Source organism: Volucribacter amazonae, from assembly GCF_029783845.1.
GTDB lineage: Bacteria > Pseudomonadota > Gammaproteobacteria > Enterobacterales > Pasteurellaceae > Volucribacter > Volucribacter amazonae.
Map to the genome: position 1 here is coordinate 1,801,761 of NZ_LWID01000001.1, position 23,492 is coordinate 1,825,252.

Genomic DNA, 23,492 nt, shown 5'->3' on the forward strand with positions numbered 1-23,492 from the left:
AAGTGCATAAGGTATTAATCCCCATTTTTGCGTAAGAACGCCGCTACATTTAACAGGCGGTCATCTTCTGCTTTTAATTTACGCATTGCTGGCGGAATATCAAATTCATTTTTTGGTTCAGGACTACGGTAACCATATTGCGGATTATTACTCGGCGGATTATTCCCTTGTTGCTGATTATTCTCAAAACCATGGGAAATTGTAGGCTGAGTTGGTACAGCAGCAGAACCCTGCACTTTAGGTTTTTGTACCATAGTCAGCTCTGTTGAATTTGCCAATCCAATCCCTGTAGCAACAATGGTAACCCGAATTTCATTTTCTAATTCAGGCATTAAACTGGTACCAATAATCACTGTTGCATCTTCTGAAGCAAAAGCACTTACTGTATTACCTACAGCATAAAACTCTTCCAAAGATAAATCTAGACCACCAGAAATATTGACTAAAACACCTTTAGCGCCTGATAAATCCATATCCTCTAATAACGGACTAGCCACTGCTTCTTGTGCGGCTTGCTCTGCTCGACCACTTCCTACGTCGCCTTTACCAATACCTGTACCCATCATAGCATGTCCCATTTCAGACATAACCGTTCTTACGTCCGCAAAGTCCACATTAATTAAGCCGGGTGAGGTAATCATATCAGAAATACCACGCACCGAATTTTTTAAAATATCATTTGCTGCCGAGAAAGCATCAACTAAAGAAATGTTTTTACCAAGTACTTTTAATAATTTTTCATTTGGGATAACAATTAATGAGTCAACATGTTTAGAGAGTTCTTGAATACCTAATTCAGCGAAATGTTTACGAGGCTTAGCCTCAAAAGAAAAAGGTTTAGTTACCACTGCAACGGTTAAAATCCCCATTTCTTTGGCAATTTGAGCTACCACAGGTGCAGCACCTGTCCCTGTACCACCGCCCATACCAGCAGCAATAAACACCATATCTGCCCCTTCTAACATAGAGCGAATAGCATCTTGATCGTCTTCGGCAGCTTTACGTCCTACATTAGGATTAGCTCCAGCACCTAAACCCTTAGTAGTAGCTTCACCAATTTGAATAGTATTAGGTACTTTACTTTTACGTAAGGCCTGAGCATCAGTATTTACCACGAAGAAACTAATACTAGCATGCTGATCTGGCTCCAATCCACTTAAAGACTGAATACCATTTATCATTTGAAGCATTTCTTCATGATTTCTCATACTTTCAACCATATGGTTTAAGGCATTACCGCCCCCACCACCAACGCCGACCACTTTAATGACGGCACCTTCTTGGAACGATTCGTACTCTACTGGCTCAAACATTTTCTACTCTCCCTGCTGTTAGATAGGCTAACACTCTAATAAAACTCAAATTACTACTATTGTAGATGAAAAATAAGAATTTTCAAAACTCAGACTTCACTTTATTGATAATTTTTTTCAAAATATCAAAGGTTTTTCGCCCAAAACTCTCTTCCTCAGCGTTTGGTTTTCTTGGTTGTTCATCATTATTATGGCTATAATGCAATAGACCTAATACTGTTGCATATTGTGGTTTATTCACATAATCCGTCAAGCCTGCTAAATTTAATGGGCTGCCAATTCGCACTTGTGAGCCAAAAATGTCGGCTGCACATTGGGCGGCATCTTCTATTTGGGCACCGCCCCCTGTCAGTACGATACCTGCGATTAACTCTGACGGCATTTTGAGTTCATCTAACTCATAACGTAACTTACTCAGCTCCGCTTTTACCATAGAAAACAATTCCATATAACGGGCAGAAGTAATTTCAGATAAACTTTCTTTGGTTAAAATACGAGGCGGTCTTCCCCCTACACCAGCCACTTCAATTTTCTTTTCTGGCTGTAAGGTTGGTGGGGTAATGGCACTACCGTAATTTACCTTGATTTCTTCTGCTTTGGCTCTTGAGGTTGCCACCATATAAGCCACATCATCAGTAACCCGATTTCCTGCATAAGGAATGACCTTACTAAAGCGTAATGCACCATTGGTATAAACCATAATATCCATAGTACCACCGCCCATATCAATCAAGCATACGCCTAACTCTTTTTCATCTTCAGTTAAGACAGAATAACTGGAGGCAAGCCCAGAAAAAACCACTTCATCAACTTTTAATTTACAACGCTCTACCGCTTTTTTCAGGTTTTTCAACCAATCTTGATGACAAGCAATAAGATGAGCTTGTGCGGTTAAACGTACCCCTTGCAAACCCAACGGATTTTTCACATTGAGCTGACGATCTACCGCAAATTCCTGTGGAATAACGTGCAATACTGACAAGCCCTCTGCCATTTTAACCGAGCTTGCCGTGTACATTGCGGTATCAATTTCCTCTTGAGTAACTTCGCCATCAACAATAGGGGCTAAACCACTTTCATTAATACTTTGAATATGCTCGCCTGTAATGGCAAGGGTAACGCTCATAATTTGGCAATCTGCTACGGATTCCGCTGATTCAATGGCACGTTGAATAGAACTCACTACCGCCTCTAAGTCAGTAATACCGCCTTTATCAATACCACGAGCAGGGCAACTGCCTACGCCTAATACATTTACTACGCCATCAGGCAACACCTCGCCAACCACAGCAACCACCTTAGAAGTACCTACTTCTAAGCCAACCACAATTTTAGATTCCACAATTTTTGCCATATTTATACTTCTTTATCTTGCTTATCTTAATATTGTTATCGTCGTTCCACTTTAAAATAATACGGTGTTGGTACGCCTCGCCTCATTTTAAATTGAAACGACTATAAATTATTCAACCTCATTGCTTGCTTGATCAGCAAAACCTACCGCAGCCCCCACTTTATAACGCAAATCCACATAAGCTAATTTTTTATGTTCAGGGACTTCAATTTGCGGATAAATGGTAACAAATCGTTCAATTTTGTCATTCCAATCACCACGTCCTAATTTTAATACCACATCATTATCCAAGGTAATTTGCCACGAACCTCGTTCATCTACCCCTACCGCTTTTAATTTTAGATTTCGTGCGGTTAAATGACGATAAATTTTTTGCCAAGCCTCAAGTACCATTTCCGTTTGAAAATCCGCCCCTGATAACTGAGGTAAATTGGGATTTTTCAATTTATCAAAGGGTAAACTAAAAACTTCCCCCTGTGGCGAAACAAGTTGCGTATCGTTCCAAATTGCCGCTGGTTGATATTCCAGCACCCAAATGCTCAAACGGTTTGGCCAAATTTTCCTCACAATTGCCCCTTTAACCCAAGGCAAAGATTCAATTTGTTGGCGTAAGGTCTCCACATCTTGCCCAAAAAAACCTTTTAATTCGCCCAGCTGTAAAAGACTATCACGCACATCGGTATAATTGGTAAATTGTGGATTACCTAATAAAGCAAACTGGCTAATGGGTTCTTTATCTAATTTTTCCAACCAACTATGCCAATTTGTATAAACAAAATAGCCAATAATAACGCATAATAGCACAAATAACGGCTTAATTAGCACAAAAAGTCGGTGCGGTTGTTCGCCATATCTTACATTTTGTGGGGTTTTGCGTTTTAGCACATTCATTAAACACTCAGCTCCAAAATTTTTTCCACTAGCTGTTCAAAGCTATATCCTACGGTTTTGGCTGACTTTGGAAACAAGCTATGACTGGTCATTCCCGGTGTGGTGTTCACTTCCACCAAACGAAAATTGCCCTGTGCATCACTCATCACATCAATACGACTCCAACCTCGGCAACCTACAATATCATAGGCACGTTTTACCAAGGTGCGAATCTCTTGCTCACGTTCCTCGGTTAAGCCAGCTGGGCAAAAATACTGGGTATTATCCGACACATATTTTGCCTCATAATCATAAAACTCGCCCTCTGGCACAATTTTAACCGCTGGCAAAACTTCGCCATCAAGTACAGGCACAGAAAATTCTTCACCTGCTAACCATTCTTCAATCAAAATGGTATCATCAAATTGCAAAGCGTATGCCACTGCCCCTTGTAATTCCTCAAGGGTTTTTACTTTGGTTAAGCCTACGCTTGATCCCTCTTGTGAGGGTTTTACCATTAAAGGCAAGCCTAATTTTTTGACCACAGCCTCACTATCAAGTTCAGCAAACTGCGATTTATGCACAATCACCATATCCGCAATAGGTAAATCAAAGGCTTTCCATAACATTTTGGTTCGCATTTTATCCATCGTTAATGCCGAGGTCATTACGCCACAACCTGTGTAAGGGATAGCTAATTGCTCAAGCAAGCCTTGCAAAGAACCGTCTTCGCCACCTCGTCCATGCAAAATATTAAAGACCCGTTCAATGCCTTGTTCTTTTAATTTTTCCACAGCAAAATCTTTGGTATCAATCCCTTGTACATTGTATCCCTGCTGACGTAACGCCGTTAATACCGCCTGTCCTGAGGCTAAGGAAACTTCACGCTCCGCTGAATTTCCACCGTATAATACGGCAATTTTTTGTTGTTTTAATGCTTTCATGCTTTTCTCTTAATAACCACAAATAATAAAAAACTTTTTGATTTTTGACCGCACTTTTTATCGTTGTTTTCATTTAAAATAAGGCAATGTGTACAATGCACTTATTTTAAAGTGGAACGACTATAAGGGTTATTGCGTCCATAACTTGACTAAATTGCGTGATAAGCTACTCACATTTCCCGCCCCTTGTGCTAAAATTAAATCGCCCTCTTGTATCACTTGATCGATCACCTCCGCTAATTGCTGATGATCGGTAACTAAAATAGGATCAACCTTACCTAAATTGCGAATAGAACGGCATAAGGAACGGCTATCCGCCCCAGCAATAGGGCTTTCGCCTGCCGCATAAACATCAAGCATTAATAATACATCAACTTGCGATAACACTTGCACAAAATCATCAAATAAATCCCTTGTGCGTGAATAGCGATGCGGTTGAAAAATCATCACAATGCGTTTATGTTGCCAACCTTGGCGTGCTGCTTGAATGGTAACATTCACTTCCGTTGGGTGATGCCCATAGTCGTCCACTAACATTACTTTGCCGTTAGGGCGCATAAACTGTCCAAGTTGATCAAAGCGTCTGCCAGCCCCTTGGAAGTCTGCAAGTGCGGTTAAAATTGCTGACGTTTCAATGCCTTCCTCTTTGGCAACCGCTAATGCGGCGGTGGCATTTAACGCATTATGCTTACCCGGTACATTTAACAAGACTTCTATGCGTTCTTGTTGTGGGGTAACTACAGTATAATGCCCTTGAAAGCCTGTTTGTTGATAATTTTCAATACGATAATCTGCCTCAGCATTAAAACCATAGGTAATTACCTGTCTGCCCACTTGCTGTTCTAACTCCACTAACACAGGATCATCGGCACATAGCACCGCCAAGCCATAAAAGGGCAAATTATGCAAAAAATTCACATAGGTGCGTTTCATTTCTTCAAAATCGCCGTGGTAGGTATCCATATGATCTGGCTCAATATTGGTTACCACCGAAACCATAGGTTGCAAATGTAAGAACGAGGCATCACTTTCGTCCGCTTCGGCAATTAAATAACGGCTTGCTCCTAAATGTGCGTTAGTGCCAGCAGATTTAACCAACCCACCATTCACAAAGGTGGGATCTAAGCCTGCTTGAGCATAAATCATCGCCACCATTGCGGTGGTGGTGGTTTTACCATGGGTACCTGCAATGGCGATACCATGGCGAAAACGCATAATCTCTGCTAACATTTGAGCTCGCTGTATCACAGGAATACGCTTTTCCTTTGCGGTAATCACTTCAATATTATCCGCTTTAATGGCACTGGATACCACCACCACGCTGGCGTTATCCACATTTTGTCCTTGATGCCCAAAGAAAATTTTTGCACCTAAAGCCATAAGACGCTGGGTTACCGCACTTTCCGCAATATCTGAACCTGTAACCTGATACCCCTCGTTTAATAACACTTCGGCAATACCGCCCATACCTGCGCCACCAATGCCGACAAAATGGATTTGCTTAACTCGCCGCATTTCAGGGATCATACAGCGAATACGTTGTTGTAATTCTTGTTTTGTTGTCATCTTATTTCTCTATTTCTTTTATTTGCAATTTTGTTTAATCACTTCCGCAACACGACTAGTAGCTTGTGGTTTTGCTTGTTGTTTCGCTTGTATTGCCATAGCTAATAATTGTTGCCGATCAAACTGTTGCAGTAATTGAATTAAACATTCTGGAGTTAAATCCTGTTGCTCTATAATTTTCGCCGCACCAGCATCGGCTAAATAGGTGGCATTATAATATTGTTGTCGATCCTTATGCTGAAAAGGCACAAAAATGGCAGGCACGCCCACCGCCGCAATTTCGCTTACCGTTAATGCCCCGGCACGACAAATCACAATATCCGCCCAAGCATAGGCCTCGCCAATATCGTCAATAAATTCCGTTAAGGTAACTTGAGCGTCAGCAGGATATAAAGCACGCACCTGATCAACATTGCCCTTGCCTACTTGATGACGAATGTTTAACTTATCGCCAAGCTGTTTCGCTACTTCAGGTAAGGTTAAATTTAATACTCTCGCACCTTGACTGCCCCCTACCACAAATACACGCAACGCTCCGCTTCGCTCAGCAAAACGCTGTTCGGGGCTGGCAATGTCAAATAAGGCTTGACGCACAGGGTTACCCACCACTTCCGCTTGTGGAAATGCGGTAGGAAAGGCTTGCAATACCTTGCGGGCAATTTTAGCTAATAATTTATTGGTAATCCCTGCTACTGCATTTTGCTCGTGTAGGATAATGGGAACACCACATAATTTTGCTGCTACACCGCCCGGACCTGAAACATAGCCCCCCATACCCAAAACTGCATTAGGACGATAATCCTTGATAATTTTTACCGCTTGCCAAATGGCACGCAATAGCATAAAAGGAGCGATTAACAAAGGTTTAAGCCCACGATCTCGTAAGCCTTCTACTTGAATAAAACGAATAGGAATACCATATTTAGGCACCAAACTCGCTTCCATACGATCAGGTGTGCCTAACCAGCAAATATCCCAACCCTGTTGTTGTAATTGTTGGGCAACGGCAATGGCAGGGAATACGTGTCCCCCTGTGCCGCCTGCCATAATTAATAATCTTTTTTGTCCTGTCATTCTAATCATCTCTTAAATAAGCATGCCCACCACGCAATAAGCGATTTTCGTGGTCAATGCGTAATAAAATGGTAACCGCTATTGCCATAATAATTAAACTGGATCCACCATAGCTGACTAAAGGGAAGGTTAATCCTTTAGTGGGTAACAAACCTAATGCCATACCTAAATTCACAAAGCCTTGAAAGAAAATCCAAAAGCTAATACCAAAGGCAAAAAAACCATTAAAGCGTTGCTCAAGTTGTAAGGACTCTCGTCCAATTTTCATAGCACGAAACACTAACGCCCCAAGCAACAACACCATAATCACAATGCCTAATAAGCCAAATTCTTCGCCCATTACTGCCATCACAAAGTCGGTATGAGCTTCAGGCAAATATTCTAATTTTTGGATTGAATTGCCCAAGCCTTCGCCCCAAAATTCGCCACGTCCAAATGCCATTAAGGAATTGGATAATTGGAAACCTGCACCATAGGGATCTTTAAAAGGCTCCATAAAAGCTGTAACCCGTTTTAAACGGTAAGCAGAGGATAATACCAATACAATAAATAAAAATACCGCCACGCCAAACAAAGCAATAAACTGCCAAATTTTTGCCCCAACAATAAAGAGCAAACCAAAGGTAATGACCACCAAAACCACCGCACTACCTAAATCGGGCTGTTGCAATAATAATGCCCCCAATAATGCCACCACTAAAAAGGGTTTAAAGGCACTTAATTGTTTGCTGCGTACTTCATCATATTTACGCACAAAGTAACTAGATAAATAGCAAGTTAAAGCTAACTTAGCAAATTCCGCAGGTTGGAAATTAAATACCACTAAGGGAATCCAACGTCTTGCCCCATTCACTTCTCGCCCAATACCTGGGATCATCACTAATACTAATAAAGCAAATGCCACAAAAAAGAGAATAACATGACTTTGTTCCCAACGTTTCATAGGGATTTGCAAAAAGAAATAGCTGATAAAGCCTGCTAGCACAATATACAAGGCATCACGTTTAGCAAAATAAAAAGGGTCATCAAACAAGCGTGTGCCTACTGGGATTGAGGCGGAAGTAACCATCACAAAACCAATTAATAACAGGATAATAAATAACCATAATAAAGTGCGATCATATAACGCCCCTGTTGGAGTGATTTGTGTCCAACGTAAATAATCCTGTTTCAAATTGTGCCAAAATTGCATACTCAACCCCATTATTTCTGATTATTACCGTAATCTTTGGCAAGTTGAGTAAATACTTCGCCACGTTGCTCAAAATTGGCAAATTGATCCAAACTGGCACAAGCTGGCGATAATAAGACCATATCCCCTGCCACTAATTTGTCCGCCAAGGCGGCAATAGCTTGTGGCATATTGTCAAATAAAGCACTTTGTGGCGACAGGCTCGCCAGTTGTTCGCCATCACGCCCAAAGCAATAACAATGGATATGTGGCTGATTTAATAAGGGTTTTAGCTCAGAAAAATCTGCTCCTTTGCCATCGCCACCAAGCAATAGATAAAGGTTGCCCGCCACTTGAAGTCCATTTAATGCCGCCACTGTGCTACCCACATTGGTGGCTTTTGAATCGTTGATCCAACGCACACCGTTGGCATAATGTGCTAATTGAAAACGATGAGGTAAGCCAGTAAATTGTTGAAGTGCGGTTAAAATTGCTTGAGAATGTATTCCTGCACCTTGTGCCAAAGCAATGGCGGCAAGGATATTGAGGTAATTATGTTGTCCAGTGAGTTTTACTTGTTCCGCTGATAACCAAACCTGATCCCCTTGCATAAATTGCACAGGCTGATGAGCGGTTAAATGATAATCCGCATTTTCTATGCCAAAACTGACCGCACTTTTTGCACTGTTCGCTGGCGGATAGGTTAAGGGATCTTGTTGATTAAATACCGCTGTTTGGCAATGTTGATAAATGCGTAATTTGGCTTGAGCATAATCTGTCATATTGTCGTAACGATCCATATGATCTTCACTGACATTCAATACCGTAGCACTCACAGCTTGTAAACTTGAGGTAGTTTCTAACTGAAAACTAGAGAGTTCCAGCACATAAATATCGCAATCTTGTTTTAGCAAGGATAAAGCTGGAATACCAATATTACCGCCCATTCCCACCTTTAAGCCAGCTGATTTTGCCATTTCTGCCACTAAGGTGGTTACCGTACTTTTGCCATTGGAGCCTGTAATGGCAATAATCGGCTTTTGTGCTTCTCGGCAAAATAATTCAATATCGCCCACTACTTCCACGCCCGCTTGAAGTGCGGTCTGAATTTCCGCTGTTTTTAGCGATAATCCCGGGCTAATCACAATCAAATCCGCTTGCAATAACCATTGCTGATTTAAGCCGCCTGTATGCAATGGAATCTGGGGATCAAGTTGTTCCGCCCCTGCTGGGTTAGCCCTTGTATCCATTACCCTTAGGTTAGCTTGTTTTGCCAGCAAAAACTCCACAACGGATAAGCCTGTTTTGCCTAAGCCGATAATGGCGATATTTTTATTTTGATAGTTCATTATTTCTATGTTCTCTACTTGATTATTTGTTTTTGACTCGCCCAATATTGGATTAACGAATTTTTAAGGTAACCAAGCCAATTAGCACTAACATTAAGGAAATAATCCAAAAACGCACGATTACACGAGGTTCAGGCCAACCTTTCTTTTCATAATGATGATGAATCGGTGCCATCAGGAAAATGCGTTGTTTGTTGCGAAGTTTATAAGAACCTACTTGCAAAATAACTGACAAGGCCTCCATAACAAATACACCGCCCATAATCACTAATAATAATTCTTGGCGTACCAGTACCGCTACCACGCCTAATGCACCGCCTAGGGAAAGTGAACCTACATCGCCCATAAACACTTGAGCGGGATAAGTATTAAACCATAAAAAGCCTAATCCAGCCCCTACAATCGCGGTACAAAATACCGCCAATTCTGAGCTAAATTTAATGTAAGGAATATGCAAATATTCGGCGAAATTCACATTACCTGTTGCCCAAGCAATCAGGGCAAACGCCCCTGCCACCAATACCGTTGGCATAATGGCTAGTCCGTCCAAACCATCGGTTAAATTGACTGCATTACTCGTTCCCACAATCACAAAATAGGACAGAACAATATAGAATAAGCCTAGCTGTGGCATTATTTCTTTGAAAAAGGGAACAACCAACCTTGTGGCATCGCTATCTTTGCCGAGGGCATACATAATAAACACCGCCACCAAAGCAATGGCAGATAACCAAAAATATTTCCAACGGGCAATTAGGCCATCGGTATTTTTGCGTACCACTTTGTAATAATCGTCCACAAAGCCCACAATACCATAGCCAAATAAAATAAATAAACTTAACCAAATATAAGGATTGGTTAAATTTGCCCACAATAACACACTGATACCAATGGCGATTAAAATCATAATTCCACCCATTGTTGGCGTGCCTTTTTTGCTTAAATGGCTTTCTGGACCTTCCGCTCGGATCACTTGCCCAAATTTTAATAGCTGTAAACGGCGAATGGTTTTAGGTCCAATCCATAAACAAATTAATAAGGCGGTTAATAAGGCAAGGATTGCTCGCACCGTAATATATGAAATCACATTAAAAAAGCTATGATATTGAACTAAATAGTCCGCAAGCCACACTAACATACAAATTCACCTTCTAATTGTTGGATCAGCTCTTCCATTTTCATACGGCGAGAGCCTTTCGCTAATACTACTACGGGTTGATTTTCGTTTAATTTTTGTTTGATTATTGGGATAAGTTGTGCGATTAACGCCATTTTCTGCTCAAAATGTTGCCCAGCACAGGCTTGGCTAATTACCGCACTTTGTTCGCCAAAGGAAAAGACTAAATCAAGTTTGGCTTGAGCGGCAAAATCGGCTACCTGTTGATGACAAGCTAAACTGCTTTCGCCCAATTCTGCCATATCGCCCACCAATAAAATGCGATAAGCAGGGTAGGCTTGCAACACCTTAATAGCGGATTGTAATGAATCCACATTGGCATTATAACTATCATCAAGCAACAATAAATTGGCACAAGGTTGGAGCGGATATAATCGCCCTTTAACCCCTTTGACCTGCTCTAATCCTTGCTTAACATCATCTAAGCTCGCCCCCACATTCATCGCCAAAGCTGCTGCCGCAAGGGCATTGCTGATATTATGCTCACCCAAATAAGGCAAATTAATGGCAATATTGCCCTGTGGGGTGCAAAGGGTAAATTGTGAACCATTGGCTTGTAACTTTATATCTTGGCAAAAATAATCCGCCGCCGAATTTTTTTGCGAAAATGACCGCACTTGGCGGTTTTGTATTTCACTTTGCCACTGCGGTAAATAATGGCAATCAAGGTTAATAATCGCAATGCCCTCATTGGATAAACCACGATAAATTTCGCCTTTGGCAGCGGCAACGCCCGCAAGGCTACCAAAACCCTCTAAATGAGCGGCGGCAACATTATTAACTAACGCCACATCTGGACGCACCAACTCCGCCGTATAAGCAATTTCGCCCAAATGATTTGCCCCTAATTCCAACACTGCAAATTGGTGTTGTTTGGTTAAACGCAATAATGTCAAAGGCACGCCAATATCGTTATTAAAATTCCCTTGGGTAAATAACACTGCCTCAGCATTTTTCGCTGTTTGGCTTAGGATACTGGCGGTCATCTCTTTAACCGTTGTTTTGCCTGAAGAGCCTGTGATAGCGACAGTTTTAGGATTAATTTTTTGCTTTAACCATTGTGCTAATTTGCCCAAAGCAAGGCGAGTATCCGCCACCACAATTTGCGTGGCATTTAGGCTAGCTTGATATTGTTCTACCACCAAAGCAACCGCTCCTTGTTGTAAGGCTTGTGGCAAATACTGATGCGCATCAAAATTATCGCCTTTTAACGCAAAAAACACCGCGTCCTGACAAGGCTTACGGCTATCGGTGCTAATTTGATGAAAACTGACAGGCTCGCCATAATGCTGGGCGGTTAAAATCTCTGCCAGTTGTTGGCTGTCTAATGAAATCATTGTTGTAATAAATCGTTAATTATTGCTTGATCAGAAAAATGGTACTTAGTTTTTCCAATAATCTGATAATCTTCGTGTCCTTTGCCTGCTACTAAAATCACATCATCGGCTTTAGCGTGGCTAATCACATATTGCAAGGCGAGTTCTCGCCCATGTACCACTGTGGCATGAAGCGGATCAGTCAATCCCTGTAAAATATCTCGAATAATACGTTCAGGTTGTTCGGTACGAGGATTGTCGTCAGTAATCACCACTTGATCCGCATAGCGTTCGGCAATATTTCCCATTAAGGGACGTTTGCCTGTATCACGATCGCCACCGCAACCAAATAGGCACCAAAGTTGCCCTTGGCAATGTCGGCGTGCCGCTTGTAAGGCTTTTTGCAAGGCATCAGGAGTATGCGCATAATCCACAATAACCATAGGTTTATGCGGTGCAGTCAATATTTCCATTCGCCCACAAACTGGTTTTAATTGCTGTGCAGTCGCCAGCAATTTTTCCAATGGATAACCTAACGCCAATAAGGTGGCTAAAGCTAATAGCAAATTACTGGCGTTAAATTCCGCCACTAAATTCGCTTGTAATCTCCCTTTGCCCCAAGCACTGTCAAATTCAATGTCAAGGCCTTGTGCGTTAAACTCAAGTGCGGTGGCTTTTACAAATTTTTTTTGTGGGATCACATAATCAGGATCAAGGCTCACTGCCACCGCTTGTGGCAATGCGGTCAGCCATTGTTGCCCCACAGGATCATCGGCATTAATAATTGAGTGCGCAACCGATAACTGTTCAAATAAGCGATATTTTGCGGCGGCATAATTCGGCATGGTTTGATGATAATCCAAATGATCTCGGCTTAAATTAGTAAATACCGCAGCAGCAAAATGCAAGGCTTCTACCCGATATTGCACTAAGCCATGGGACGACACTTCAATGGCGGCAAAATCTGCCCCTTGTTGCACAAATTGTGCCAAATTATGCTGGACTTCAATGGCTGATCCTGTGGTATTTATCGCAGGTGTTACCTGACCTAATAAGCCATTACCAATCGTTCCCATTACCGCACTAGATTGCCCTAATAAAGCCACCCATTGAGCGAGTAATTGGCTGACGGTGGTTTTTCCATTGGTGCCAGTTCCCCCCACTAAACATAACTGTTTAGAGGGTTCGGCATAAAATAAACCTGCCAAAGCGGAAAGTTGCTGGGATAATTGGTAAAACGCCACCACTGGCACATTATCTTGCCAAGTAAGTTGTAAATGCTGTTCCGCACAATCTGCCTCGGCTAACACACAAACTGCCCCTTGAGCAATGCTTTGTGCAATAAATTGCCGTCCGTCTGTTTGATGCCCTTTTAACGCCACAAAAAGACAGCCCGGCTTTACCGCCCGACTGTCTAATACCATATCCGTAATTTCAATGCTTTTAAGCTGATCTGCAATATCAGCTAGCATTGCCATAAGTCTTTGCATTTCTTCTGCCTTTAATCAGCTTAATTATTTTTGCTTTCGTTATCACTTTTACTTGTTTGATTTAAGCGTACCGTACGTTTTGCCACTTGTTCCGAAGAAAGATTATCTGGGGCAATATTATTAGCCCGCAAGGTATAGCCCATAATTCTTGAGAACAAAGGGGCAGAAATTGCACCACCATAATATTTACCCGCTTTAGGATCATCAATCATTACCACTAAGGCATAACGAGGATCGCTGGCTGGGGCAACACCTGCGGTATAAGCCAAATATTTATCCACATAACGCCCATTTTCGGTTTTTTTGGCTGTACCCGTTTTAATCGCCACACGATACCCCTCTACCGCAGCGGCTCGTCCACCGCCGTCAGGGCCTGCCACCGATTCCATCATTTTTACCACATCTCGAGTAATTTTTTCCGAAAACACACGGTTACCAATAATCGGCGGATCAACTTTCGTAATGGATAAAGGGCGAGCGATACCAAAACTGCCTAAAGTAGCATAAGCCCTTGCTAATTGTAATGGCGTAACGGTTAAGCCATAGCCATAAGAAAAAGAGGCACGATCAATATTTGACCAACGCTTACGATTTTTCGGAAATACGCCACTACTCTCGCCCTCTAAACCTAAATTTGTCCGTTCGCCAAAGCCCGCATTATTATAGGTTTCAACTAAAGCTGTAGGTGGCATTTTTAATGCTAGTTTACTTACCCCAATATTACTGGAATTTTTCAGAATGCTTTCTAAATCTTGGCTATTACGCTTGGCTACGTCAGTAATGGTCTTGCCGTCTACCTTAAATGGTGTGGTATCAATAACCGTATTTTTATTGGCTACACCACGTTGAAGTGCGGTCAAAACTACAAAAGGTTTTACCGTTGAACCCGGTTCAAAAGTATCGGTAATGGCACGATTACGGCGAAATTCAGCCTTTGATCCCTCACGATTATTCGGATTATAAGAGGGGGCATTTGCCATTGCCAAAATCTCGCCAGTGCGAATATCCACTAACACCGCTGTACCTGATTCCGCTTTGTTTTCTGCCACCGCTTTTTTTATTTCTCGATAAACCATTGACTGCAACTTTTCATCAATGCTCAATACCACATCATTGGCATCAAATTTTTTCACATTTTCAATGTTTTCAACAATATTACCGTAACGATCTTTACGGTATGTACGAGATCCTTCTTGCCCTATTAGTAACGAATTAAAACTCTTCTCAATCCCCTCAATGCCTTCGCCATCAATATTGGTATAACCAATTAAATGGGCAACCTCCTCAACTCTTGGGTAAAAACGGCGAGGCTCGGTTTCAATTTGAATGCCTTTAATTTTTAATTCTTTAACATATTGTGCTACTGTCGGCGATACTTGGCGTGTAAGATAAATAAAACGTGAATTTGGATTACGCTTAACACGTTGAATCAAGGTTTTATAAGGCACATTAATTGCCTCAGCGAGGGCTTGCCAACGTTCTGTTTCTTCTAATGAATTTTTGGCTAAAGCATCTTTAGGATCAACATAAACTGAATACATTGGCACACTTACTGACAATAAATGTCCATTACGATCAAGAATTGAGCCACGAAAGGCTGGGATTTTTTGGGTACGCAAAGAACGTTTGTCCGCCTCACTCATTAATTGCTCAGCGTCAATCACTTGCACATAAGCGGCTCGGGTAATTAAAGACAATAAACAAACCACAATAAATGCCAATGCCCAACGATAACGCCCTTTCATAAAACTTTTATCATAACTAGGCTTCGCTTTATTGGGTTTTGCACCACTGTTACTGCTCTTTTTAACAGGGCGATTTAATTTAGGTTTCTTTATTGGTGCATTAAATTTAACCATTCTCTACCTATTCAACAATTAAAACTTCTTGATTATGTGTAACAGGTTTCATACCTAATCTGGCAGCAATCGCTTCAATGCGTGTGCTATCTCCTTGTGTGGTTTCCTCTAATTTTAAATTTAAATAATCAGTTTCTAACATTTGGTGAGCCACCACTAACTCGCCTTTTTCCGAAACTAATTGCCTTGTTTTATGGGTAAGCCAAATTGTTGCGATCATTGTCGCTACCAACAAAATTAATAAACACAATGCCAATTTATTAGCCGAAAATAAATCCTCTACCACTAAATGACGTAATGGATAACGTTCTTCACTGTTAAACATTAAGCAAGTTTCTCCGCAACTCTCAATACCGCACTGCGTGAACGAGGATTATATTCAATTTCTTGTTCACTCGGCATAATGGCTTTACCAATTAATTTTAATGATTGATGACGCTGAATCTGATCTTCACGCAAAGGCAAACCCTTTGGCAAAGCCTCGCCTTTACTTTGTTTTCGCATAAAATGCTTTACCATGCGATCTTCTAAAGAATGAAAGCTAATTACCGCTAAACGCCCTTGGGGAGCAAGCACTGACAAGGCTGCGGATAACACCTTTTCTAATTCATCAAGCTCACGATTAATAAAAATCCGAATCGCCTGAAAACTGCGAGTTGCAGGGTGTTTATGCTTATCTTTAAAAGGCACGAGATCAGCAATTAAATTGGCTAATTGCAATGTTCTCGTTAGCCCTTGCTCGCTACTTTGTTTTGCTTGCTGATTATAACTAACGATCCCTTGAGCAATTTTCTTGGCAAAACGCTCTTCACCAAAAGTTTTTAACACCCAAGCTAAATCCGCAACAGAAACCTGTTGTAACCATTCCATTGCTGACATACCTTGCGTGGTATCCATACGCATATCCAAAGGCCCGTCTTTCATAAAGCTAAAACCACGTTCCGCCTCATCTAACTGTGGCGAAGATACACCTAAATCCAACAAAATACCGTCAATCTTTCCAACTAAATTTTGCTGTTCACAAATTTCTCTCAATGCAGAAAAACCACTATGTACAATATTAAATCTCGGATCTTGAATTTTTTGGGCTTCTTCAATGGCTCGCGGATCACGATCAATCGCGATCAAACGACTTCTTTCAGATAAGTGCGATAAAATCAAGCGAGAATGACCGCCACGCCCAAAAGTACCGTCAATATAAACCCCATTTTCTTTCAAAGCCAATGCCTGCACAGCTTGTTCCAATAATACTGTAATATGTTCAGGTTGTACGAAAGACGAGGTATTACTTGCCATAGCTGATAATCTACTTGATAACTCTTTAATTTAAAATGGATAAGATAGGCGGTGTAAACCACCGCTTACCTTTGCTAGTGCCGTTGCCCTTTTATGTTGATTTTTTACTTTTATATTATAAAGACAACGTTTTTAATTCTTCTGATAATGCAAATTCATCGCTCATACCCAATTGCATATCTTTTTCAATTTGAGCTTGCCATTCTGACTCACTCCAAATCTCAAATTTATTTAACTGCCCAACCAGCATAATGCTTTTTTCCAGTTTCACACGCTGACGTAATGGGGCGCTAAGTAAAATACGACCCGCACTATCTAACTCACATTCTGTGGCATGCCCTAACATCACACGTTGTATACTACGCTCGGCAGGATTAAAATTAGATAACGCCAATAATTTATTTTCCACTACTGTCCATTCATTTAAAGGATAAAGCAATAAACAGGGCTGGCGAATATCAAGGGTACAAATCATTTGCCCTTGGTGTTGCTCCAAGATCTCAGGACGATAACGGGTAGGGATCGCGAATCTGCCTTTCCCATCTAAATTAATCGCCGAGGCACCACGGAACATAAGCTAATAACCTTAATATTGGAAATTATTGTCTTCATTTGGCCGTTTTGGGTAAAAATCCCCAAAAAACACCACAAAATCCCACTTTTTACCACTGTTACTAAGTTTATTATTAGTTCAATCCGCTTGCAAGCAATTTATCCGTTTTTATCTAATAAATTTAGGAAAAAGATAGAAGATCCCTATGATAGAATCAGCAAAAGCAAAACTAAATATGATGTAGAATAATGAAAAGAATTAGGCAAAAACTCTCTCAATTTACTCCAGTGAAACTGGAAAAATTCCTCTAGAAAAAATTTATTAGCTGTCATTAAGCCAGCTTAACGCTTATAAAAAGAACAACAAAACAAGCCCTTTCAAGCCTACCGAGAGATTTATTAACAGTTGAAATGGTTGGTGTCGGAGGGAATAATAAGTGCGGTCAGAAATAAATAATTTTTTGACCGCACTTTTACCAATAAATAATATTAATCAAAAAGCACTATCGGCGACAAACACTTGAACCATATTTGCTACCACCGGGTAAACATTCACAGGCTTCGCCATCTCGATCCCGATCTAGATAATATGCGCCATAACGCTTCATATAAGCTTGGGCTTCCGCTTGTGTGGCAAAATCTGCACAACGTGCCTTGCGTGCTTCGCTAATAGGGGCAATAAGTAATAACCCTAATAAAATAACTGCTTTTTTATACATTTTTATTCCTTATACTGATTTAAAGATTATCAATTATTTAACTTTCTATAATTATCACAACCTAATTGGTTGCCATTATCACAAGCCTTACCAAACCACTCTTTAGCTTGGGATAGGTTTTGCCTAACCCCTTGTCCATAGTAATACATTCCCCCTAGATTATGTTGTGCTGCAGCATTACCTTGCGCCGCTGCTTTGCGATACCATTGCACTGCTTGAAAATAATCCTGCTTTATCCCTTGTCCTAATCTATACATATCCCCTAAATTAAATTGTGCGGTAGCATGACCTTGTTCCGCTGCTTTACGATACCATTGTATCGCTTGAAAATAATCTTGTTTTACCCCTTGCTCATTAGCATACATAACCCCTAAATTATATTGGGCTTCAGCCATTCCTTGCCTCGCTGCTTTGCGAAACCATTGAACCGCTTGAGTATAATCTAGTTTTACCCCTTGTCCTTGATAATACATCCTCCCTAAATTATTTTGGGCTTCAGCCAAACCTTGTTCTGCTGATTTTTGATACCATTGTACGGCTTGAGCGTAATCCTGTTTTAGAGCCAGACTTTCATACATACCACCTAAATTATTTTGAGCTTTAGCATCACCTTGCTCCGCTGCTTTACGATACCATTGCACTGCTTGAATATAATCCTGTTTTACGCCCTGTCCTTTTTCATACATAACCCCTAAATTAAATTGTGCTTTAGCATCACCTTGCTCTGCAGCTTTACGAAACCATTTCACAGATTGAATATAATCCTGCTTTACCCCTTGCCCACGATAATACATAATCCCTAAATTATATTGAGCTGAAGCATAACCCTGATCTGCTATTTTACGATACCATTGTACCGCTTGAGCATAATCCTGTTTTACTCCTTGTCCATCATCATACATAACCCCTAATTCAAATTGTGCATTAACATCCCCTTGCTCCGCTCGTTGTTGTAATTGTTTAATATCATTTGCCTGAACAGATAGACTGGTTAGGCTTAAAGCGATAACGAGGATAAAAGCTATAAAAGAAAAGGGTTTACCCCATAACTTATACATATGAAAACCTCCAAAAAATCTCAATAAATTATCTTGTTTGTCAATTCGCTATCTCAGCCGACAAAACCTCCCTATTCAAAAAAAAAACGATTTGTGTCAAGTAAAAAATAAAGAATTTTTACGGAAATTTGGATAAAAATTGATTAAAAAATAATGAGGGAAATATGTATAAACAAGGGTAAGGGGAAAACAAGATGGTTTTTAAGCCAGAAAATGGTAAAAAAACTGTGATAATGAAAATCAAAATAGCACTGATAACTTTAAAAAAATTAAAGTATAACCGTTCCTTTTTAAAATAGTACAGCGTTGGCACGCCTTGCCGTATATGTGTACTTTTCGGCGTGCTACCTTGTCTTATTTCAAATTGAAACGATTATAAACACAAAAAAATCGCAAAACCCACCGCACTTTGGCTTAAATACTTCCCATATTTTATGTTAAAAATCAAAAATATCCTGATCTCGTAATAAATGTTGATTGCCCTTGCGTCTTAAAAAGCCACAACGATCATAATATTCCATTAGTTGTACGGTTAATTTACGTCCAAAACCTAGCTGATCGCGTAGTTGATTAACGCTGATACCGCCTTGTTCGGCAATAATTTGCTTAATTAAACGGGCATAGGCGTAAATGCTTTCGGTAAGAAAAAAACGATCTTTGACGACGGCGGTGAGGTAGCCTAGTTTGCCTGCTTTGTACATAAAATTACGCGCCAATGTTTCTTCCACACTCAAGGTATTCGCTACTTCTCGCACCCATAGGGCTTGCCCTTGTTGTTGCTCAAAAAGTGCAAAAACTTGTTGCCAAAAATCACGTTCTTCCGTTGTAAACTGTAATTTATGTTCTGGGGTATGCAGCCAGCCTCGAGTTTGTTGAATTTGCCCTTGTTGTTGCATTTGCTCAATAAAATGGTATATCAATTTTTCGGGCTGAGCTAAACAAGCAATCCGATATAAACGGGCTTTGCCTAGCCCGATTTGATCGGGGTGTTGTTGATGATAATGCTGTAGGGCGTTAAGCAAATTGGCTTTTTGTTGTTGCATAAAATGTTGGTTAAAACACCAATCTTGAAAATGTATATCGCCATTTTGTTGCAAAATTTGTGTTAATTGCTGGGCTGTTAATTGTTCAAGCCAGCAAAGTTGTTGAAAGGTGCGAGCTTGAGATTGTAAATAGAGGCTTATGCGTTCTGCACAATGGCGAGCTTGAATTAAAAATTTTAAATAATTTAACCGCACTTCTTGCCGTTTGTAACGTTTAGGCGAATTAATTTCCACCACTTTTGCCCCTGCTATTACGCTTTTAGCGTCCCCACTGCGTAAAATGAGTTTATCGCCATAGGCTAAAAATTGTGGATTATCTAAGATTAGCTCGGCTAATCCTTGTTGCTGTGGGGCAAGCTGTTTGCTGGTTAATAACGTTAGTCGCCCTGTGGTTCTTGTTGCAGCGTGATAAATATGCACCGCTTGGTTTTCGCTTAAATTCACTTGGCTATTGAGCCAAATTGTAATTCGTTCAGTGGGTGGTGGGGCTGGTTGGCAAAATAACCAATCCCCACGTTGAATGGAATTGTGGGCTAAATCAATATTGATATTTAACGCTAAACGTTGTCCTGCTAATCCTTGTTGGCTTGGTTGATTTTGGGCGTGAATGTTTTTTATTCTTACTTTTTGCCCCGTAGAAAGATAAAGTTCGTCATTTATTGTGACTTTTCCTGCAAAGGCTGTGCCTGTTACCACTGTTCCTGCACCTTTTAGGCTAAACACGCGATCAATCGCATAACGGAAAGGTTTATCAATTTGCCCTTGATAGGAAAGATGTTGTAAATAATCTCGTAGCTGTTCGATACCTTGTCCAGTGCGAGCTGAGGTAACAAAAATGGGGCTTTGGGCTAATGCAGGGTAGCGTTGTTGTAGTTGGTGTTTTAATTGTGTGATTTGTTTGTCATCGGCACGATCAGCTTTGCTAATGACTACAATAATTTGCTCAATTTGCAATAAGGTTAAAATGGTTAGATGTTCTTGCGTTTGTGGTTGAATGCCTTCATCACTTGCTACCACTAACATGGCATAATCAATTCCGCCTAGTCCTGCTAACATATTGGCTAGAAATTTTTCGTGTCCAGGTACGTCAATAAAGCCAAGGACTTTATCCCCCACAGGTAAATAAGCATAGCCTAAATCTATGGTCATACCGCGTTTTTTTTCTTCGGGCAAATGTGCCGTATGCGTTCCTGTTAATGCTTGTAATAATGCTGTTTTACCATGATCCACATGACCTGAAGTAACAATAATCATTGTTGTTCCTTATCATTTATACTATCGTTTCAATTTAAAATAAGACAGGGCATACCAACGTTGTATTATTTTAAAGTGGGACGATTATAATTTTTCAACTGTTTTCAATAACTCTTGTAAATCTGCCACACTACGCAAATCCAGCCAAATTTTATCCTGTTCTAAACGCCCAATTATTGGCTCAGGCAAGGCTTTAAAACGTGCCATTAAATGTGTTAAATGTTGTCCTTGAATGGTTACCGCAACGGAAGGAATGCGTGCCATTGGCTGTGAACCACTGCCGATTTGTGCGGAACTTGGCTTGATTTGTAATGAATAATCAGAATTTAATTTATTTTCTAACCGCACTTTTAATTGTTCCGCCTGAGCCGTTAATTCAGAAACAGAAAGCGTTAGCTTAGTTAAAATAGGCAATTTTTCTAGTAGTTTTTCTGGTTGTAAATAAAGCCGCAAAGTTGCCTCTAAGCCTGCAAGAATCACTTTATCACAACGTAAAACCCGTTTAAGTGGGTGCGTTTGTAGTCGCTCAATCAAGGCTTTTTTACCAACAATGATACCCGCTTGTACCCCACCTAATAATTTATCGCCAGAAAAACTCACTAAATCAACCCCTTGTGCAATTTTTTCTTGTACTGTCGGCTCATAAGGTAAACCATATTGGCGTAAATCAATCAATGCACCACTGCCTAAATCACTGATAACAGGAAGAGCATATTGCTGGGCTAACGCTACGAGTTGCTGTTCGGCAACTGCGGCAGTAAAGCCACAAATTTGATAATTGCTACTATGTACTTTCATCAACAAAGCGGTATCTTCATTAATGGCATTAGCATAGTCGCTTAAATGGGTGCGGTTGGTTGTGCCTACTTCTCGCAAATAGCAACCTGCTTGTTGCATAATATCAGGGATACGAAATGCCCCACCAATTTCAATCAGCTCACCACGCGAAATGACCACCTGTTTATCTTTCGCTAACCCAGCCAGCATCAACAACACCGCAGCCGCATTATTATTTACAACACAAGCCGCTTCCGCCCCTGTCAGTTGACAAAGTAACTCACTAATATAATTATCACGATGACTACGCTGACCTGCTTGCAAATCATATTCCAATGCCACATTATTACGCATCGCATTTAGCCCAGCTTGCTGAGCGGTTTCCGCCCATAAGGCACGCCCCAAATTGGTATGCAATACTGTGCCAGTAAGATTATGCACCACTTGGATTTTGACCTGCTGACTATCTCGCAACTGAACCGCTACTTGCTGTAAAAAATGTTGTTCATCTACACAAAAGTGCGGTAGTTTTTGCAAAAATTTTATCTGTTGTCGGGCTTGTTGCAACAGCTCTCGGCAAACTCGCACCATAGCACTATGCCCAAATTGTTCATTAAGTTGCTGCCCTTGCGTTGTTTTTAATAACTTATCCACTGAGGGTAACTGTTGAAACAATTTCTCCATAATTATCCTTTTTTCTTTGTTTAAAACGCAATAAACACAATATTAATCACAACAACAAACTTATAACCATTAGAAAACGATGAATTATAACTTATTACCAATAATACAACGAGATTTTATTGCAAGTTACTGCTTTTTCAGTTAAAGTTCACAGCGTTTCTCAAAAAGGAAGGTCGTCGTATCCGGTGATACGGCAGGACTTCAAATCCTGTTAAGGCTGCCAGCAGTCTTGGGTGGGTTCAACTCCCATGACCTTCCGCCATAGGGGTTAAGCCAATATATTAAAAATCGCTGTAATGGACAAAATGGTTGCTGATGTCGATTATACTATTTTTGAGCACCACCAAAAAGTTGAAATCATTTCATCAATGACAGAACTCTATATGCCACAGGGCTAAACCCTTTTAATTTACCTTGAATAAGCTGATTATTGTAATACTTAATGTATTCATGCAATGGTGTTGTAAGTTGTTCAACGCTCTTAAAAACCTTGTCAAAATAACATTCCATTTTAACTGCCCGAAAAAACTTCCCATTTCACTATATATCAAGGCAATTTCCTTTTCCTTGACATATTCTGGTGAATCCTCTTTGCTTGCAATAACCGTTGATAGCCTATTACCTGA

Annotated in this window: 19 protein-coding genes, 1 tRNA gene and 1 pseudogene; 1 reads left to right on the forward strand and 20 read right to left on the reverse strand. The window is 40.6% G+C overall.

From position 1 onward, the window contains the following. Positions 1-14 precede the first annotated feature (14 nt). The 19 genes from ftsZ to selA all read right to left on the reverse strand — a co-directional run bounded on the left by ftsZ (position 15) and on the right by selA (position 22,866). Positions 15-1,313, reverse strand: coding sequence for a cell division protein FtsZ (gene ftsZ / locus A6A20_RS08640; RefSeq protein ID WP_279573048.1), 1,299 nt, complete (start codon positions 1,311-1,313; stop codon positions 15-17). An 82-nt stretch (positions 1,314-1,395) separates the two neighbouring features. After that, positions 1,396-2,667 (reverse strand): cell division protein FtsA, encoded by a 1,272-nt coding sequence (gene ftsA, locus A6A20_RS08645; RefSeq protein ID WP_279573049.1) that lies wholly within the window; start codon positions 2,665-2,667, stop codon positions 1,396-1,398. A 108-nt stretch (positions 2,668-2,775) separates the two neighbouring features. Then, a complete protein-coding gene (locus A6A20_RS08650) occupies positions 2,776-3,558 on the reverse strand; it encodes a cell division protein FtsQ/DivIB (RefSeq protein WP_279573050.1) in 783 nt (260 codons plus the stop codon). Then, on the reverse strand, positions 3,558-4,481 hold the full coding sequence (locus A6A20_RS08655; protein ID WP_279573051.1) for a D-alanine--D-alanine ligase: 924 nt from the start codon (positions 4,479-4,481) through the stop codon (positions 3,558-3,560). The genes A6A20_RS08650 and A6A20_RS08655 overlap by 1 nt, the downstream gene beginning before the upstream one ends. Positions 4,482-4,610: 129 nt before the next feature. Then, positions 4,611-6,047 carry a UDP-N-acetylmuramate--L-alanine ligase gene (murC, locus tag A6A20_RS08660; protein WP_279573052.1) on the reverse strand — a complete coding sequence of 479 codons (1,437 nt, stop codon included), beginning with the start codon at positions 6,045-6,047 and terminating at the stop codon, positions 4,611-4,613. 18 nt (positions 6,048-6,065) lie between these two features. Continuing rightward, complete coding sequence (murG, locus tag A6A20_RS08665; protein ID WP_279573053.1) at positions 6,066-7,121, reverse strand: undecaprenyldiphospho-muramoylpentapeptide beta-N-acetylglucosaminyltransferase; 1,056 nt, start codon at positions 7,119-7,121, stop codon at positions 6,066-6,068. 1 nt (position 7,122) lies between these two features. Continuing rightward, positions 7,123-8,313, reverse strand: coding sequence for a putative lipid II flippase FtsW (gene ftsW, locus A6A20_RS08670; RefSeq protein ID WP_279573054.1), 1,191 nt, complete (start codon positions 8,311-8,313; stop codon positions 7,123-7,125). A gap of 11 nt (positions 8,314-8,324) precedes the next feature. Next, on the reverse strand, positions 8,325-9,641 hold the full coding sequence (murD, locus tag A6A20_RS08675; RefSeq protein WP_279573055.1) for a UDP-N-acetylmuramoyl-L-alanine--D-glutamate ligase: 1,317 nt from the start codon (positions 9,639-9,641) through the stop codon (positions 8,325-8,327). Positions 9,642-9,693: 52 nt separating this feature from the next. Continuing rightward, positions 9,694-10,779, reverse strand: coding sequence for a phospho-N-acetylmuramoyl-pentapeptide-transferase (mraY, locus tag A6A20_RS08680; RefSeq protein ID WP_132690997.1), 1,086 nt, complete (start codon positions 10,777-10,779; stop codon positions 9,694-9,696). Then, a complete protein-coding gene (gene murF / locus A6A20_RS08685) occupies positions 10,773-12,155 on the reverse strand; it encodes a UDP-N-acetylmuramoyl-tripeptide--D-alanyl-D-alanine ligase (protein WP_279573056.1) in 1,383 nt (460 codons plus the stop codon). Before murF ends, mraY begins: the two co-directional genes overlap by 7 nt. Next, positions 12,152-13,624 (reverse strand): UDP-N-acetylmuramoyl-L-alanyl-D-glutamate--2,6-diaminopimelate ligase, encoded by a 1,473-nt coding sequence (gene murE, locus A6A20_RS08690; RefSeq protein ID WP_279573057.1) that lies wholly within the window; start codon positions 13,622-13,624, stop codon positions 12,152-12,154. The genes murF and murE overlap by 4 nt, the downstream gene beginning before the upstream one ends. A 20-nt stretch (positions 13,625-13,644) precedes the next feature. Further along, a complete protein-coding gene (gene ftsI, locus A6A20_RS08695) occupies positions 13,645-15,483 on the reverse strand; it encodes a peptidoglycan glycosyltransferase FtsI (protein ID WP_279573058.1) in 1,839 nt (612 codons plus the stop codon). 7 nt (positions 15,484-15,490) lie between these two features. Then, entirely contained in the window at positions 15,491-15,808 is a 318-nt protein-coding gene (gene ftsL / locus A6A20_RS08700) for a cell division protein FtsL (protein WP_279573059.1), read from the reverse strand. Next, complete coding sequence (gene rsmH, locus A6A20_RS08705) at positions 15,808-16,779, reverse strand: 16S rRNA (cytosine(1402)-N(4))-methyltransferase RsmH (protein WP_279573060.1); 972 nt, start codon at positions 16,777-16,779, stop codon at positions 15,808-15,810. Before rsmH ends, ftsL begins: the two co-directional genes overlap by 1 nt. 115 nt (positions 16,780-16,894) lie before the next feature. Then, the gene (gene mraZ, locus A6A20_RS08710; RefSeq protein WP_279573061.1) at positions 16,895-17,353 is read right to left on the reverse strand and encodes a division/cell wall cluster transcriptional repressor MraZ; all 459 of its coding nucleotides are present in this window, start codon (positions 17,351-17,353) and stop codon (positions 16,895-16,897) included. Positions 17,354-17,834: 481 nt separating this feature from the next. Beyond that, positions 17,835-18,050 carry an excalibur calcium-binding domain-containing protein gene (locus A6A20_RS08715; RefSeq protein ID WP_279573062.1) on the reverse strand — a complete coding sequence of 72 codons (216 nt, stop codon included), beginning with the start codon at positions 18,048-18,050 and terminating at the stop codon, positions 17,835-17,837. A gap of 29 nt (positions 18,051-18,079) precedes the next feature. Then, positions 18,080-19,108 carry a tetratricopeptide repeat protein gene (locus tag A6A20_RS08720; RefSeq protein WP_279573063.1) on the reverse strand — a complete coding sequence of 343 codons (1,029 nt, stop codon included), beginning with the start codon at positions 19,106-19,108 and terminating at the stop codon, positions 18,080-18,082. Positions 19,109-19,545: 437 nt separating this feature from the next. Then, the gene (gene selB, locus A6A20_RS08725; protein ID WP_279573064.1) at positions 19,546-21,405 is read right to left on the reverse strand and encodes a selenocysteine-specific translation elongation factor; all 1,860 of its coding nucleotides are present in this window, start codon (positions 21,403-21,405) and stop codon (positions 19,546-19,548) included. A gap of 84 nt (positions 21,406-21,489) precedes the next feature. Further along, positions 21,490-22,866 (reverse strand): L-seryl-tRNA(Sec) selenium transferase, encoded by a 1,377-nt coding sequence (gene selA / locus A6A20_RS08730; protein WP_279573065.1) that lies wholly within the window; start codon positions 22,864-22,866, stop codon positions 21,490-21,492. A gap of 167 nt (positions 22,867-23,033) precedes the next feature. Between selA and A6A20_RS08735 the strand changes: the two genes are divergently transcribed. Next, positions 23,034-23,128 (forward strand) — tRNA-Sec (locus tag A6A20_RS08735). 95 nt (positions 23,129-23,223) lie between these two features. Here the strand turns inward: A6A20_RS08735 and A6A20_RS12775 are convergent. Beyond that, positions 23,224-23,382 (reverse strand): annotated as a pseudogene (locus A6A20_RS12775) (IS3 family transposase); the annotation flags it as partial. Positions 23,383-23,492: the final 110 nt, after the last annotated feature.